At 71.5% G+C, this 14,768-nt stretch carries 12 protein-coding genes, 1 tRNA gene and 1 pseudogene; 7 read left to right on the top strand and 7 right to left on the bottom strand.

Features of this window, described 5'->3' with window-relative positions; translation table 11 throughout:
* Positions 1-45 precede the first annotated feature (45 nt).
* The 7 genes and pseudogenes from IOD16_RS06665 (at position 46) to IOD16_RS06630 (ending at position 8,241) form a co-directional block, all read left to right on the top strand.
* Positions 46-489 carry a YbaB/EbfC family nucleoid-associated protein gene (locus tag IOD16_RS06665; protein WP_201439309.1) on the top strand — a complete coding sequence of 148 codons (444 nt, stop codon included), beginning with the start codon at positions 46-48 and terminating at the stop codon, positions 487-489.
* Positions 490-493: 4 nt separating this feature from the next.
* The gene (locus IOD16_RS06660; protein ID WP_201439308.1) at positions 494-799 is read left to right on the top strand and encodes a type VII secretion target; all 306 of its coding nucleotides are present in this window, start codon (positions 494-496) and stop codon (positions 797-799) included.
* The gene (locus IOD16_RS06655; protein WP_201439307.1) at positions 796-5,304 is read left to right on the top strand and encodes an RHS repeat-associated core domain-containing protein; all 4,509 of its coding nucleotides are present in this window, start codon (positions 796-798) and stop codon (positions 5,302-5,304) included. The genes IOD16_RS06660 and IOD16_RS06655 overlap by 4 nt, the downstream gene beginning before the upstream one ends.
* Positions 5,305-5,306: 2 nt before the next feature.
* The gene (locus tag IOD16_RS06650) at positions 5,307-5,726 is read left to right on the top strand and encodes a hypothetical protein (RefSeq protein ID WP_201439306.1); all 420 of its coding nucleotides are present in this window, start codon (positions 5,307-5,309) and stop codon (positions 5,724-5,726) included.
* A gap of 110 nt (positions 5,727-5,836) precedes the next feature.
* Entirely contained in the window at positions 5,837-6,136 is a 300-nt protein-coding gene (locus IOD16_RS06645) for an integrase (protein WP_236594788.1), read from the top strand.
* Positions 6,137-6,274: 138 nt separating this feature from the next.
* Entirely contained in the window at positions 6,275-6,772 is a 498-nt protein-coding gene (locus IOD16_RS06640; RefSeq protein ID WP_201439305.1) for a helix-turn-helix domain-containing protein, read from the top strand.
* Positions 6,773-6,802: 30 nt separating this feature from the next.
* A pseudogene (locus IOD16_RS06630) lies at positions 6,803-8,241 on the top strand (IS3 family transposase).
* 243 nt (positions 8,242-8,484) lie between these two features.
* On the opposite strand, the gene IOD16_RS06625 reads toward IOD16_RS06630, so the two are convergent.
* From IOD16_RS06625 to IOD16_RS06595, 7 genes are all read right to left on the bottom strand, one after another.
* Positions 8,485-8,558 (bottom strand) — tRNA-Pro (locus IOD16_RS06625).
* Positions 8,559-8,736: 178 nt separating this feature from the next.
* A complete protein-coding gene (locus tag IOD16_RS06620; protein ID WP_236594787.1) occupies positions 8,737-9,855 on the bottom strand; it encodes a sensor histidine kinase in 1,119 nt (372 codons plus the stop codon).
* Positions 9,849-10,505 (bottom strand): response regulator, encoded by a 657-nt coding sequence (locus IOD16_RS06615; RefSeq protein WP_201439304.1) that lies wholly within the window; start codon positions 10,503-10,505, stop codon positions 9,849-9,851. The genes IOD16_RS06620 and IOD16_RS06615 overlap by 7 nt, the downstream gene beginning before the upstream one ends.
* Before the next feature lie 49 nt (positions 10,506-10,554).
* A complete protein-coding gene (gene der / locus IOD16_RS06610; RefSeq protein WP_201439303.1) occupies positions 10,555-11,961 on the bottom strand; it encodes a ribosome biogenesis GTPase Der in 1,407 nt (468 codons plus the stop codon).
* Entirely contained in the window at positions 11,958-12,602 is a 645-nt protein-coding gene (locus IOD16_RS06605; protein ID WP_123743160.1) for a lysophospholipid acyltransferase family protein, read from the bottom strand. Before IOD16_RS06605 ends, der begins: the two co-directional genes overlap by 4 nt.
* Positions 12,599-13,327 carry a (d)CMP kinase gene (cmk, locus tag IOD16_RS06600; protein ID WP_201439302.1) on the bottom strand — a complete coding sequence of 243 codons (729 nt, stop codon included), beginning with the start codon at positions 13,325-13,327 and terminating at the stop codon, positions 12,599-12,601. Before cmk ends, IOD16_RS06605 begins: the two co-directional genes overlap by 4 nt.
* Before the next feature lie 329 nt (positions 13,328-13,656).
* Positions 13,657-14,763 (bottom strand): DUF1015 family protein, encoded by a 1,107-nt coding sequence (locus IOD16_RS06595; protein WP_201439301.1) that lies wholly within the window; start codon positions 14,761-14,763, stop codon positions 13,657-13,659.
* Between the last annotated feature and the right edge of the window lie 5 nt (positions 14,764-14,768).

Genomic DNA, 14,768 nt, shown 5'->3' with positions numbered 1-14,768 from the left:
GGCGCAGTAGCTTTGCCGGACCGCTACGTCACCGGAGGGGAGCCGATGACCGACCCGTTGGCCAACGTGCAGCGCTTGGTGGACGACTGGGAGCGCAACGCGGAGGAGAAGGCTGCCCGGTACGAGTCGATGCGGCAGGAGGTCGAGCGGATCTCGATCACCGCGTCGGCGGCCGGCGGCGCGGTGAGTGTGACCGTCGGCCCGAACGGCATCCCCAGTGCGGTGACCATGACCGAGGGGGTGTCGCGGTTGCGGCCGGAGCAGATCGCCGCGGCCGTGATGGAGGCGATGGGCAAGGCCCAGGCCGGCTATCCGGCCGAGCTGGCGCGCATCGTCGGGGAAACGGTGGGCCAGACCCCCTCCGGGCAGCACATCGTCGCCGTCGCCGAGCGGAACTTCCCCCAGCCCGAGCCGGACGCGCGACCGTCGACGCCGCCGCGTCGGCCCGGTGATGACGGTGACTTCACCGACGAGAGCTACCTGAGGTGACGCGATGACCGGCTATGAGGCGGTGACCGGTGAGATCGGGGCGTTGGCCGGTCGGGTGGAAGGTCTGGCGGACCGGTTGCGCACGGCGGCGGACGCGGCGCGGACGGTGGCGATGAACGACTCCGCCTACGGCGTGGTCTGCCAACCGTTCGCGATGCTGTTGCAGCCGTTCGAGGAGATGGGCGTGGCGGCCCTGTCCAAGGCGGCGGAGACGGTGTCGGACAACGCCGCGAAGCTGCGCGAGACCTCCCGTGACTACGACGCCCAGGAATCCGGCGAGTCGGCGCGGTTCGACGGGATGAACACGTGAACAACCCCCTGGTCGCGACGGCGAAGAGCGACACGACGGCGGTCACCGGCATCGGCATCGCCGAGTCCGCGAACGACCTGGCGCAGGGCATCTCCGACGGCAGCTGGGTCGCCGCCGGCCTCGGCGGCATCGGCGTCGGCCTGGAAGTCCTGTCGATGGTCATCGACCCCATCGGCACCGTCGCCTCCTACGGGGTGTCGTGGCTGATCGAGCACGTGCAGCCGCTCAAGGAAGCCCTGGACTGGTTCGCCGGCGACCCGCCGGTGATCCGCTCGTTCAGCGAGACCTGGTCCAACGTCGCCGCCGAGGTCGCCCGCATCGCCGAGGAGCTGGGCACGCAGGACGCGCCGGGCTGGCAGGGCGCGGCGGCCGACACCTACCGCGGGCACGCCGCCCAGACCGCCGACGCCATCGCCGGCGCGGGCACGCTGGCCGAAGGCGTCGGCGCCGGCGTCATGATCATGGGCGAAGTCGTCGCCGCCGTCCGCGAGATCATCCGCGACCTCGTCGCCGAAGTCGTCGGCAAACTCATCACCTGGGCACTGGAAGCCGTCGCCACCCTCGGCCTGGCCACCCCGTTGATCGTCGCCCAGGCCACCTCCACCATCGCCCGTGTCTGCAACCGCATCGCCGACCTGGTCCGCAAACTCGTCAAGACCATCGGCAACGTCACCCCCCGCATCCGCAAAGTCCTCGACAAGCTCGGCGAGATCATGGAGAAGCTGGGCAAACTCGGCCGCCGCGCCGACACCCCCAGCAGCCCCGGAACCACCAGCCCATCAGGCGCACCGAGCACGCCTGACGCACCCACCGTCAAGGGTGCGGACGGCACCACATCGCCGTCCGGCACGACTTCCCCCTCCGGCACCACGTCGCCCTCCGGCACCACGTCGCCCTCGGGCACGACCTCGCCATCGGGAACCACCTCACCGTCCGGCACAGCACCGAGCGGCACCAGCCCGGACAGTTCGCCCAATGGGGGCACCACACCGTCGGGAAGCCCACAGCCCGGCTCCGGCAAGCCGGGGACCTCGACCTCCCCCGACCAGCCGGCGCCCAGCAGGCCGACCGACCCGGACACCAGCCGGACACCAGAGGACCAGCGCCGCTGCGTCAACGACCCGATCGACGTGGCCACGGGCGAGATGGTGATCGCCAAGACCGACTTGGCGCTCCCTGGGGTGCTCCAGGTCGTGCTGCGCAGGGTTCACGTGTCCGGCTACCGCGCGGGCAGGCTGTTCGGCCCGAGTTGGGCGTCGACGCTCGACCAACGGGTGGAGGTTGACCCACTCGGTGTCGTCTACGTCGCCGAGGACGGGATGCGCCTGGTCTACCCAAGGCCCGCCGACGGCCCAGTCCTGCCGGTGGCGGGACCGCGTTGGCCGCTGCGCCGCACGCCGTCCGGCTACACCGTGACCGAACCGGGCACTGGGGTGACCCGCCACTTCGACGGCGGCGGGTCCGACATCCCGTTGACGGCGCTGAGCCACCGTTCCGGACAGCGCATCGAGGTGCACCGCTCGGCCGACCGGATCGACCTGCGCCACTCCGGTGGCTACCACGTCGCGGTACTGGTCACCGACGGCCTCGCGGGCGCGCTCGGGGTCGTCGGCGCCGACGGCACGACTGCGGTGGCGGCGTACGAGTACGACGACGCTCGTCACCTGGTCGCGATCCGGAATTCGTCGGGTGCCGCTCTCCTGTACGACTACGACGACGCGGGGCGGATCACCGGCTGGCAGGACCGCAGCGGCAGTTGGTACCGCTACGTGTACGACGAGCAGGGCCGTTGCGTGCGCAATGTCGGCAGCAACGGCTTCCTCGACGGCACGTTCGACTACCGGCCCGACCGGACGGTCTTCACCGACTCACTCGGCCACTCCACGACGTTCCACCTCAACGACCGCAGGCAGATCGTCGCCGAGGTCGATCCGCTGGGCAACACTGTCCGCACCGAGTGGGACGCGTTCGACCGCCCGTTGCGCCGGATCGACGCCCTCGGCGGAATCCACGCGTATCGCTACGACAGCGACGGCAACCTCATCGAGGTGATCCGTCCCGACGGGTACCGGTCGACGGCCGAGTTCGACGCCGACGGTCAGCCGACCCGCATCGCGGACGCGGACGGCCACGAGTGGACCTGGTCCTATGACGGCGCCGGCCGGTTGCTGGCCGCCACTGACCCGACGGGTGCGACCACGCGTTACGCCTACGACGAGCACGGCGGGCTCTCGGAGGTGACCGACGCCGAGGGCGGGACCCGCCGCGTCCGGTGCGATGCCGCCGGTCTCCCGGTCGAGGTCACCGTGGCCACGGGCGCGACCACTCGCTACGAACGCGACAGCTTCGGTCGGGTCATCGCCGTCCGGGACCCGGTCGGCGGGACGACGCGGGCTTCGTGGACCATCGAGGGCAAGCTGGCCCGCCGCACCTTCCCGGACGGCACCGTCGAGCGCTTCGCCTACGACGGCGAGGGCAACCTGGTCGAGCACGTCGACGCACTGGGCCAGTCGAGCCGCATGGAGTACGGCCCCTTCGACATGATCGTCAGCGAGACCGGACCGGACGGTGCCCGGGTCGCCTTCGCCTACGACACCACTCTGCGGTTGGTCGCGGTCACCAACGCCAACGGCGAGACCTGGCGCTACCACCACGACCCGGCGGGAAGGCTCCTGCGCGAGACCGACTTCGCGGGTCGCGAGACCCGATACACCCACGACGCCGCGGGCCGGGTCGTCTCCCGGACCAACGGTGCCGGGCAGACCGTGCGAATCGTCCGCGACGCGATGGGGCACGTCGTCGAGCAGAGCGGCCCGGATTCGACCGCGGTGTTCCGCCGGGACAGCGCGGGCCGCGTGCTGGAGGCCCGCAACGACGACACCCACCTGGTCATCGAACGCGACCCTCTCGGCCGGGTCCTCCGGGAGACTGTCAACGACGAGTCTGTCATCTCCACCTACGACCGCGTCGGGCGCAGGCTCTCCCGCCGCACCCCGTCCGGCGCGGAGAGCCGATGGGTCTACGACCAGGCAGGCGCGCCGGTCGAAATGCACACCGCGGGGCACTCCTTGCGGTTCCGGTACGACGCGGCGGGCCGTGAGGTCGAACGAACGCTCGCCGACGCCGCGGTCCTCACGCAGACCTGGGACACCAACCACTGGTTGAGGGCACAGGCCGTCACCGGGCCGGGCACCACCGGGCTGATCCAGCGACGGTCCTACAACTACCGCGGCGACGGGTACGTGAACAGGATCATCGACCAGCTCAGCGGAGTCCGGGAGTACTCCCTCGACCCGGTGGGGCGCGTCACCTCGGTCGACGGTCCGCAGTGGAGTGAGCGCTACGCCTACGACCCCGCCGGCAACATCACCGCGGGCCACTGGCCGGCCGACGAGCACGACGCGTCACTGGTGGGTGCCCGGGAGTTCGCCGGTGGGCAGGTCCGGCGCGCGGGTGCCGCGACCTTCGAGCACGACGCGCAAGGCAGGGTGGTGGCCCGGCGCAGCCGCACGCTCTCCGGCAAGGTCCGGCAGTGGAGCTTCACGTGGTCCAGTGAGGACCGGCTGATCGAGGCCGTCACCCCGGACGGCGCCCGCTGGCGCTACCGCTACGACCCGCTGGGCCGCCGGGTCGCCAAGGACCGGCTGGCACCGAACGGGTCGGTAGCCGATTCCGTGCGGTTCGCCTGGGACGGCCCCGTGCTCGCCGAGCAGCGGCACAGCTCCGGTTCCAGCACGGTGTGGGAGTGGCAGCCGGGCACCTTCCGCGCGGTCAGCCAGCTCGACCAGGACGAAGTGGACGCCCGCTTCTACGCCATCGTCACCGATGTCGTCGGCACGCCGACCGAACTGGTCGACAGCAGCGGTGCGGTGGCCTGGCACGCGCGCCCGGGCATCTGGGGCGCCGGCATCGTCCGCACCGGCCCGGTCACCTGTCCGCTGCGGTTCCCCGGCCAGTACCACGACCCGGAAACCGGCCTGCACTACAACCACCACCGCTACTACGACCCGTCCACGGCCCGGTACACCAGCGTCGACCCGCTCGGGTTGACCCCGTCGCCCAACCCGTACGCCTACGTGTTCAACCCGATGGGGTGGACCGACCCGCTCGGGTTGGAGAAGTGCATCGACAACCGGTCGTTCAACAGCCGCCAAGAGGCACTGGACGCCGCGTACGACCGGGCGGGCATTCCCCGCGGCTCCGAGCCGGACGCCCGTTGGGAGGTCGGCGGCGACCCGACACGCCGGGGCGAGCCGGGCTACCGGTACTCGGAGGACCCAGGAGCGCACGGCAACTACTCACAATTCGAGACACCGGACGGCTCCCGCGTCATCGCCGAGCACACCAACGACCCGAGGGCGCCGCAACCGCACTTCCACGCCGGGCAGCCCAAGGGAGACCCGGCTCGCGACGGCGTCGACTTCGGTTGGGGCGGCAGCTCGGAGTTCGAGAGGTACGGTCAGGTCGACGGCAAGCACCACTACTACTACCCGGAGGGCACCTAGAGATGGTCGACCGCACGGCGATGCTCACCGCAGCAGGCCTGGAGGTCCTCGGCACCCGCGACCTCGCGGGGGACCTGGCGCCGACGGAAGCGTGGCGCCGGGTCATCTCCGGCACCGCCCGCCCCACGGTCGAGATCCCCGACGACACCGCCGACGCGGACGACCGAGTCGACGCCGAATGGCGGGAACTGGCCCTGCGACACGGCGTGCTGGCCGACGACGGCACCTTCCTGATCAGCCCTCCGGGACCCGGCGCGTTCACCGCACCGTGGACCGCTGTCCGACTCACCGACCACACCCACCTCGCCCGCCACCTCACCACCAACCCCAACGAGCCCGAATTCGTCACGGCCTCCGCCGACGGGACCGTGATCCTCGGCGTCACCACCGAGGAGTACGCCGTCTGGCTCGTCATCAACTGACTTCGGGCGACCTCACCACCGGAAAGCCTGTGGGGTGTCAACACTCTGCACTGAGGCACTTGAGCTGCGATGATCGCGCACCACGTGTTGTAGGAGCATGATCGTGAGGCGTGGCGCTACGACTGCTTTACCTGATCTTCGTCCGACTCGGTGACTGGCTGGTCTTGCTCGGCCGGTCCTCAGCGGCCAAGGACGTCGAACTGCTGGTACTGCGGCATGAAGTCGCCGTGCTGCGCCGGACCAACCCTCGCCAGCGACTGGATTGGGCCGATCGTGCGATGCTCGCCGCGTTGGTGCGACGCCTACCCGACTGGTTACGACACCACCGGCTGGTGACGCCGGGCACCGTCCTGCGGTGGCACCGGCGACTGGTCGCGAAGAAGTGGACCTACCCGAACCACACCGGCTGACCACGGATCGACGATGCCGTGGTGGCGTTGATCGAGCGGATGGCGGGGGAGAACACCTGTGGGGTGCCAGAACTCTGCGCTGAGGCGCTGAGCTGCGGCGATCGCGCACGACGTGCTGCAGGAGCATGATCGTGAGGCGTGGCGCTACGACTGCTTTACCTGATCTTCGTCCGGGTCGTCGGCTGGTTGGTTCTGCAGGGTCGGTCATCGGCGGCCAAGGACTTGGAGCTGCTTGTGCTGCGGCACGAAGTCGCCGTGCTGCGTCGGGTCAGTCCCCGCCCGCAGTTGGACTGGGCCGATCGCGCGGTGCTCGCCGCGTTGGTCGGACGCCTACCCGACTGGTTACGACACCACCGGCTGGTGACACCGGGCACCGTCCTGCGGTGGCACCGGCGTCTGGTCGCGAGGAAGTGGACCTACCCGAACCGTACCGGCCGACCTCCGATCGACGACACCATCGTGGTGATGATCGAACGGATGGCACAGGAGAACACCGGGTGGGGCTACCGCCGGATCCAGGGCGAGCTGCTCAAGCTCGGCCACCGGGTATCCGCGTCAACGGTTCGCCGTGTGCTCAAGCGCCTGCCCCTCTTGGTCAGACTGGTGCGAGACACCTCGTGTGATCGAGGTTCGTGATCAAGGGCGGGATCGGAGATTCTTGTGCTCGTGTCCACCCCATCCGACAAGCAGTCCCGGCGTTCCTCCGGCGCGACACCCACCGATCCGGCCGCGCGTCCGTCCCGGCGGACGTTCACCACCGAGTACAAGCTCGCTTTGGTCGCGGAGTACGAGAATGCCCCGAACGGGGAGAAGGGCGCGATCCTGCGCCGCGAGGGCCTGTACTCCTCGCACGTCATCGAGTGGACCCGGGCTCGAGACGCGGGCCGGTTGGGCGGTGCGGCGGCGGAATCGACGGCCTCGGCGACACCGGCGCGCAGGTCGGCCGAGCAGGTCGAGCTGGAGAAGCTGCGCCGGCAGAACGAGAAGTTGGCCTCCGACCTGGTCAGGACCCGGATGGCGCTGGACATCATGGGAAAAGCTCACGCGCTCTTGCGGGAACTCTCCGTGAGCACGGACGAGGGCAGGCCGCCCAGGACGTGACGGCGGCCGCGTTCGCCGAGCTGCGCGCCGCCGACGTCCCGGTAACCACGTCGTGCGCGCTGACCGGCAGGTCCCGGGCCACGCACTACCGCCACGCCGGGATGACGGGCCCGCCGTCCGGCCCCCGGCCGCGACGTCGTCCGCCGCCGCACGCCCTGGACGCAGCCGAACGCACCGAGGTGTTGGAGGTGTTGACCAGCCCTGTCTACCGGGACCTGGCGATCCCGCAGGTGTGGGCACGCGAGTTGGACGAGGGCCGTTACCGGTGCTCGATCTCCACGATGTACCGGATCGCCCGCGCCGCCGGGCAGGTCCGCGAACGCCGCCGCACCGCCACCCACCCGCCCCGGACACGCCCGGAACTGCTCGCCCGTGGTCCGAGCCAGGTGTGGTCGTGGGACATCACCGCGTTGAAAGGGCCGGTGAAAGGCATCTGGTACCGCTGTTACGTCGTGCTGGACATCTTCTCCCGGTACGTCACCGGGTGGCTGGTCGCCGCCGCGGAGGACGCGGTCGTGGCCAGGGACTTCCTCGCCGACGCCGTCGCCCGCAACGGCACCGCGCCACACACGGTCCACGCCGACCGCGGCGGCGCCATGGTCTCCAAACCGGTCTCCGCGCTCCTGGTCGACCTCGGCGTGCTCCGCTCGCATTCCCGTCCCCGCGTCTCGAACGACAACCCCTATTCCGAAGCCCAGTTCAAGACGATGAAGTACGTGCCCGACTTCCCCGAACGGTTCGGCTCCCTGGCCGACGCCCGCGCGTTCTGCGAGGAGTTCTTCCTCGCCTACAACCACGAACACCGTCACTCCGGCATCGGCATGCACACCCCCGCGTCCGTCCACTTCGGAACCGCAGAACAGATCCGCGACCAACGCCAGGCCACTCTCGACCGCGCCCACACCCGACACCCACAACGCTTCGCACACCGACCCCGACCACCCCGACTGCCCGAGACAGCCTGGATCAACCAGCCTGTCGAGCAACCGCAACCGACCCCGTAAACACAACCTGTCTCATCTGAATTGACAACTACCGGAGCGGCCTCGCCAAGGCCCGCCTTGATGGAGTGAAGCAAGCTTGAACGCGTGAACGGCGATAGTGAGCAGTCAGCAGCGAGGCCATAGTCACCCAGTTAGTCACTCACCGCCGTGAGACGACACCAAGATCAAATCAAGATCCACGGCCAAACGCAAAAGAGCCCGCTGACCAGGCGTTTTACCTGAATCAGCGGGCTCTTTCGGCCGTCGGGACGACAGGATTTGAACCTGCGACCCCTTGACCCCCAGTCAAGTGCGCTACCAAGCTGCGCCACGTCCCGGCCGCATCCCGTTTGTGGGGTGCGCGGATAGCTTAGCGCACTCCCGACAGGCCCCCGACACGGCCCCCCAGGTCCGCCGATCAAGCGGTCTACCTGGGGATATGGCAGGGGCCCGCCGGTGGCGGGCCCCTGGTCCCCTCGGTGTCGCCTGTCCCCCCGGTTCGACGCCTCGGGACCACTATGCGTTCGCCGGGTTTCGTGCACTACCGCCGAAAGTCGAGTCATCTGCGTCAACTTTCGACGGACCCGTCGGTAGGGCCGCGTCGACGGTGAAGCCGCCGTCCGCGTGCGCGGTGGTGGTGAGGGTTCCTCCGGCTTGGGTGACGCGTTCCTTCAGGCCGTGCAGTCCGTGGCCGCCTTGGTCCGACGGCGGTGGTGGGGTTGTGGGGCGGGTGTTGGTCACCGTCACGCGCAGTCGTCCATCCTCTTGCGACAGTCGCACGTGGACGGGGGCGGTGGGGGCGTGTTTGGTGACGTTGGTCAGGGCTTCTTGCACTACGCGGTAGGCGGCGCGGCCGGTGGCCGGTGCCGGTGGGTGGCCGCTCCGGTCCTCGAAGCGGACGGTCAGGCCGGCTGACCGCGCGCGGTCGATGAGGGGTTCGATGCCGTCGTAGCCGGGGCTCGGCTCGGTGTTGAGCAGGCCCAGGGCGGCACGCATCTCGGCCAGGGCTTCTTTCGCCGACGCACGCAGGCGCAGCGCGGTGTCGCGGGTCTTGGCGTCCTCGGTGGTGGCGGCCAGGGCGGCTGCCTCCACGGCGATGAGCGTGGCGTGGTGGCCCACGGCGTCGTGGATCTCGCGGGCGATCCGGGCGCGTTCCGACGCACGGGCGCCGGCCTCGCGGGCCTCCACCTCGGCGGTCCGCGCCCGTGACGCCTCGGCGAGGCTGGCGGTCAGTTCGCGCCTGGTGGTGATCAGGGCGCCGAGGGCGGTCGGCGCGCCGGCCATGAAGAGGCTGAACGCGAAGGTCAGGAGCGCGGCGCCGGGGGGCAGGCCTTGGCTGACGACGACCAGCGTGGACGGCAGCGCGGTCGCCAGCGCCACCCACGTGATCATCACCGGCACGGTGGACTTGCGGCCGATGCGGTAGAGGGCGACGACGGTGGGTGGCAGGCCCAGGCCGCCCACCAGGCCCGGCAGGCACGCGAGGGCCGCGACCCACGGCCATCGACGGCGCACCGGCAGCAGCGCGCACGCCGCCAGCGCCGTCGGGATCGACCACGCGTACGGGACGTGGTCGGCGAGCAGGACCATCGCGGCGGGCACCAGGACGGCCAGGACTTCCAGGACGATCACCACGTGCCCACCTGGTGGGCGACGAGGGCGGCTTGGACGCGGTTCTCGACGCCGAGCTTCGTGAGGACGGTGGACACGTAGCTCTTCACCGTCGCCTCGCTCAGGCCGAGGGACGCGGCGATGGCGCTGTTCGGCTGGCCGCTCGCGAGGAGTCCGAGCACTTGCCGCTCGCGCGCGCTGAGGCCGTCGAGCTGCGGGCTGCGCCGCAGTCGGGCGGCGCGCATCCTGGGCAGCAGCCGGGCGGTGATCCGGGGGTCGAGCACGGCTCCCCCGGCGGCCAGGTCGAGCACGGCGCGCACCAGGGCGTCCGGCTCGGCGTCCTTGAGCAGGAAGCCCTGGGCGCCGAGTTCGAGCGCCGTGGCGACGTAGTCGTCCAGGTCGAACGTCGTCAGCACGGCCAGCGCGGGCGGGTCGGGCCAGGCGAGCAGCGCCCGCAGCGCGGCCAGCCCGTCCATGCCCGGCATCTGCACGTCGACGAGGGCGACGTCCGGCCGGTGCCGGCGGACGGCGTCCAGCAGGCCGGCGCCGTCCGCGGCTTCCGCCACGACCTCGACCCGGCCGTCCGCTTCCAGCAGGACCTTCAGCCCTCGGCGGAGCAGCGCTTCGTCATCGGCGAGGACCAATCGCACCGGCACGACGCCAGGCAACAGCATTCCGCCTGCCGGAGCAACCTGCCGCGACGAACGGCCCCCGTCCGGCGGATCACTTCTTCGTGCGCTTCTCCCGCACGCGCACCGAGATGCGCACCGGGCTGCCCTGGAAGTCGAACTCCTCGCGCAGCCTGCGTTCGATGAACCGCCGGTACCCGGCCTCCAGGAAACCGGTGGTGAACAGCACGAACGTCGGCGGGCGGGTGCTGGCCTGGGTGGCGAACAGGACCTTCGGCTGCTTGCCGCTGCGCACCGGGGGCGGGGTGGCGGCGATCAGGTCGGTCAGCCACGAGTTCAGCTGCCCGGTCGGCACGCGGGTGTCCCAGGACTTCAACGCGGTCCGCAGGGCGGGGGCGAGCTTGCGCACCGCGCGTCCCGTCAGGGCCGAGATGTTCACCTTCTCCGCCCACGGGACCCGGACGAGGCCGCGTTCCAGCTCGCGCACCATGGCGTGGCGCCGGTCCTCGTCCACGAGGTCCCACTTGTTGAACGCCAGCACGCACGCCCGCCCGGAGTCCACGACCATGGTCAGCACCCGCAGGTCCTGCTCGCTGATCGGCTCGGACGCGTCCAGCAGCACGATCGCCACCTCGGCGGACTCGATCGCGGCCTTCGTGCGCAGCGAGGCGTAGTACTCGGCGCCGGAGGCGAAGTTGACCCGCTTGCGCAGGCCGGCGGTGTCGACGAACCGCCACATCTCGTCGTCCAGCTCGACCAGCGAGTCGACCGGGTCGACGGTGGTGCCCGCGACGTCGTGCACTACCGACCGGTTCTCCCCGGTGAGGCGGTTGAGCAGGGACGACTTGCCGACGTTCGGCCGGCCGACGAGCGCGACCCGGCGGGGGCCGCCGCGGACGGCCTCGAAGGTTTCGCGGGGCGTCTCGGGCAGGGCTTTGAGGATCGCGTCGAGCATGTCGCCGGAACCGCGGCCGTGCAGGCCGGAGACGGGGATCGGCTCGCCGAGGCCGAGTGACCACAGCGACGCGACCTCGGACATCAGCCGTTCGTCGTCGACCTTGTTCGCGACCAGCAGCACGGGCCGCTTGGACCGGCGCAGCAGTTTGACGGCGGCCTCGTCGTTGGTGGTCGCGCCGACGGCGGCGTCGACGACGAACAGGATCGCGTCGGCGGTGGCCATGGCCAGTTCCGCCTGGGCGGCGACGGCGGCCATCATGCCGACCGCGTCGGGTTCCCAGCCGCCGGTGTCGACGACGGTGAACTTGCGGCCGTTCCACAGCGCGTCGTAGGCGACCCGGTCGCGGGTCACGCCGGGCACGTCCTGCACGACCGCTTCACGTCGGCCGATGATGCGGTTGACCAGGGTCGACTTACCGACGTTCGGCCGGCCGACCACGGCCAGCACGGGCATGGGCGGCGTGCCGCCCTCCTCGCCTTCCACCGTCTCGTCGAACGCGGTCCAGTCGGACTCGTCCGCCCAGGTGCCGTCCAAGTCCGTCATGTGACTTCTCCTCGCTGGCTGTCGAGCTCGGCCACCAGCGTGGCCAAGCGGTCGCGGACCTGCTCGGTGGCCTTCACGAGCGCCTGGCGACCTTTGTCGCTCGGCAGCTCGAACGGCTCACCCACGAGCACGTCCACCACGGGCCGGAACCGCCGTCGGGTTCCGGCCGGGCGCAGGGTGCCCCGGCACGCGACGGGCACGACGACCGCGCCGGTCGAGCGGGCGAGCCACGCGGCGCCCGCCTGCGCCTCGGCCACGTCGCCCGTGCCGCGGGTGCCCTCGGGGAACACACCGACCACGCCACCGGCTCGCAGCACTTTCTGCGCGGCGAGCAGCGGCGCCCGGTCGGGCGCGCCGCGCCGCACGGCCAGCTGGCCGATCTTGCGCAGCAGCGTGCCCGCCACGCCCTTGAACATCTCCTGCTTGATCAAGAAGACCACACGTCTCGGCAGCAGGCCGAAGAGGATCGGTCCGTCGACCATCGAGCTGTGGTTGGCCACGAAGACCACGGGGCCTTCGAGCGGGATCCGGGAGATGCCGCGCGCCCGGACGCGGAACCCCGACCGCAGTGGCACGCGCCCGATCCACCGGCCGACTTCGTGCAGCCAGGGCGACGCCCCCTCGGGAAGCTGTCCGGTCACCCGCGCACCCGTCCGCTCGGCTGGGCCAGCAGCCCGCGGGCGTCGACCAGGTCGAGCAACGCGGCCAGCGTGCCCGGGAGGTCGAGCGACGTGGTGTCGAGCACGACCGCGTCCTCGGCGGCGCGCAGGGGCGACACCGCGCGTGACGAGTCGTAGGCGTCACGCCGCTGCACGTCGGCGAGGGTGGCGTCCAGCGTGGACTCGCGGCCGGACGCGCTGTCCTGCTTGGCGCGGCGTTGGGCGCGGGCTTCGGCGTCCGCGGTGAGGTAGACCTTGAGGGGCGCGTCGGGGACGACGGCGGTGCCGATGTCCCGGCCTTCCACGACGATGCCGCCCGCCTCGTCCAGCGCTTCGGCGATGATCCGGCGTTGTTCGGCGACGAGCAGCTCGCGCACCGCGGGCACGGCCGACACCGGTGACACGGCCAGTGTCACCTCGGGGCCGCGGATCTCCGCGCCGACGTCGGCGCCGTCGAGGTGGGTGGTCGAGCGGTCCGGGTCGGTGCCCTGCACGACGAGCGCGGCGGAGGCGACGTCGGCGACCACGCCGGTGTCGGCGAGGTCGACGCCGGCGCGCAGCACGGCCAGCGTGACCGCGCGGTACATCGCGCCGGTGTCGAGGTAGCGCGCGCCCAGCGTGGCCGCGAGGCGGCGCGCCGCGGAGGACTTGCCGGTGCCGGACGGCCCGTCGAGGGCCACCACGCCACGCAGCTCACCGTGTTCCACGGGGTTTCCTCCTCAACGCGACGACGGTCGTCGGCCTCCAATTGTGCCTGGTGTGGCCCGTCACACCCGCATCAGGTGGCCAGTCCTCGCCTCGGTCGACGGGCGACTCCCGCCCGGTCGCGCCGGATGTGCCGGTAGGGGCGGGAAGAGCGCGGTCGCGGCGACCTCGTCCGACGTGACCGGGCGACGTGCCGGCGGGCGGGTCGTGGCGTCGGCGGGCGGTCGGGCAGCACCCCGGTTCCCTCGTCGTGGACGGACGGAGTCGTCGTCGGGCGCGAAATGAGCTGGCATGCCGAAAGGTCCACTCGCCACAGGTCCGGGAGGGCTGCTCACGCCAGGTCGGCGAGCAGCAGACCGCTGCGCGGCTTGGGCGTGAAGTAGGTGCTCTTGCGCGGCATCCGGCCGCCCGCCTCGTGCACGGCCAGCACGTCCGCCAGCGGCACGGGGGCGATCAGCAGCACGGCGTCCACGCCCTCGGTGGGCGCCTCGCCGGTCACCGGGCGCACGTGCGGGCTCTCCGGGTCCAGGCCGAGCGCCTCGCCCAGCAGCACGGTCTCGACGAGCGCGTGGTCCACGCCGGCGGACGGCAGTTCGACGCGCACCGCGGACGACCCGGCCACCGCGACCACCACTCCGGGTGACGGGCGGGTCGCGGCGTCGACCGGTGTCACCGCCAGCCCGTGCGCGCGCCACGCGACCGCCATGTCCGCCAGCGACAGCCCGGTGCCCGCCAGGGCCCGGTGGATCGGCCCGATCCGCAGGTCCGGACCGGCGGTGACCAGCGCCAACAGGCCTGACAGCCCGGCTGACGCCGCGACCCGGTGGTTGCCGTCGGCGACCATCAACGGGTGCTCGCCCGCGGCTCGCAGCAGGGCGTCCTGCCGCTCCCCGGGGCCCACCAGCCACAGCCAGTGGCGCCGGCCACCGGGGTCGACGACGGACACGGCGGGCTCGTCGTCCACCTCCGCCACGAGCCGCGTCAGCCGGACCTCGCGGGCCACCGGCACCAGCATCGCGGCGCTCGTCACACAGCCGAGGCCGGACAGCACGCGGGCGCGTTCGGCGACGACGTCCGGGTACACGTCCTCGGTGTGCCCGACCGCGGCCGGGTCGACCAGGCACAGCAGCCCGTGGGCGGTGCCGTCCGGGCCGTCCACCCGGTACGGCGCGACCACGTCCCGCACCTCCCGGTAGGCGGTGCGCCGCAGGTGGGCGAGTTCGGCGACGGCGTGCGGCAGGGCGTCGAGCAGCGAGGACCCGGCGGCCAGCGCGGCGGGGGTGCGGTGCGGGTGCTGCACGGCGAGCAGCGTGCCGGGGCGGGCGCGGGCCAGGGCGGCGACGACGCGTTCGGGCTCGGCGAATTCGTCCACGTCCGGGCCGGGAACCTGGTCGCGAACCACCCAACCGCGACTTATCGCCCGAACACGTGTACGCATTCGTC

The organism is Saccharothrix sp. 6-C (assembly GCF_016695385.1).
Taxonomy (GTDB): Bacteria; Actinomycetota; Actinomycetes; order Mycobacteriales; family Pseudonocardiaceae; genus Actinosynnema; species Actinosynnema texasense.
Note: the sequence above shows the minus strand (reverse complement) of the source record. Positions and strands in the feature narration are given on the sequence as shown.

Excerpts from the sequence above, each read along its gene's own strand:
- IOD16_RS06615 (WP_201439304.1), bottom strand. The coding sequence starts at position 10,505 with ATGCTGTTGCCTGGCGTCGTGCCGGTGCGATTGGTCCTCGCCGATGAC.
- IOD16_RS06595 (WP_201439301.1), bottom strand. The coding sequence starts at position 14,763 with ATGCGTACACGTGTTCGGGCGATAAGTCGCGGTTGGGTGGTTCGCGAC.
- der (WP_201439303.1), bottom strand. The coding sequence starts at position 11,961 with ATGACGGACTTGGACGGCACCTGGGCGGACGAGTCCGACTGGACCGCG.
- IOD16_RS06660 (WP_201439308.1), top strand. The coding sequence starts at position 494 with ATGACCGGCTATGAGGCGGTGACCGGTGAGATCGGGGCGTTGGCCGGT.
- IOD16_RS06665 (WP_201439309.1), top strand. The coding sequence starts at position 46 with ATGACCGACCCGTTGGCCAACGTGCAGCGCTTGGTGGACGACTGGGAG.
- IOD16_RS06650 (WP_201439306.1), top strand. The coding sequence starts at position 5,307 with ATGGTCGACCGCACGGCGATGCTCACCGCAGCAGGCCTGGAGGTCCTC.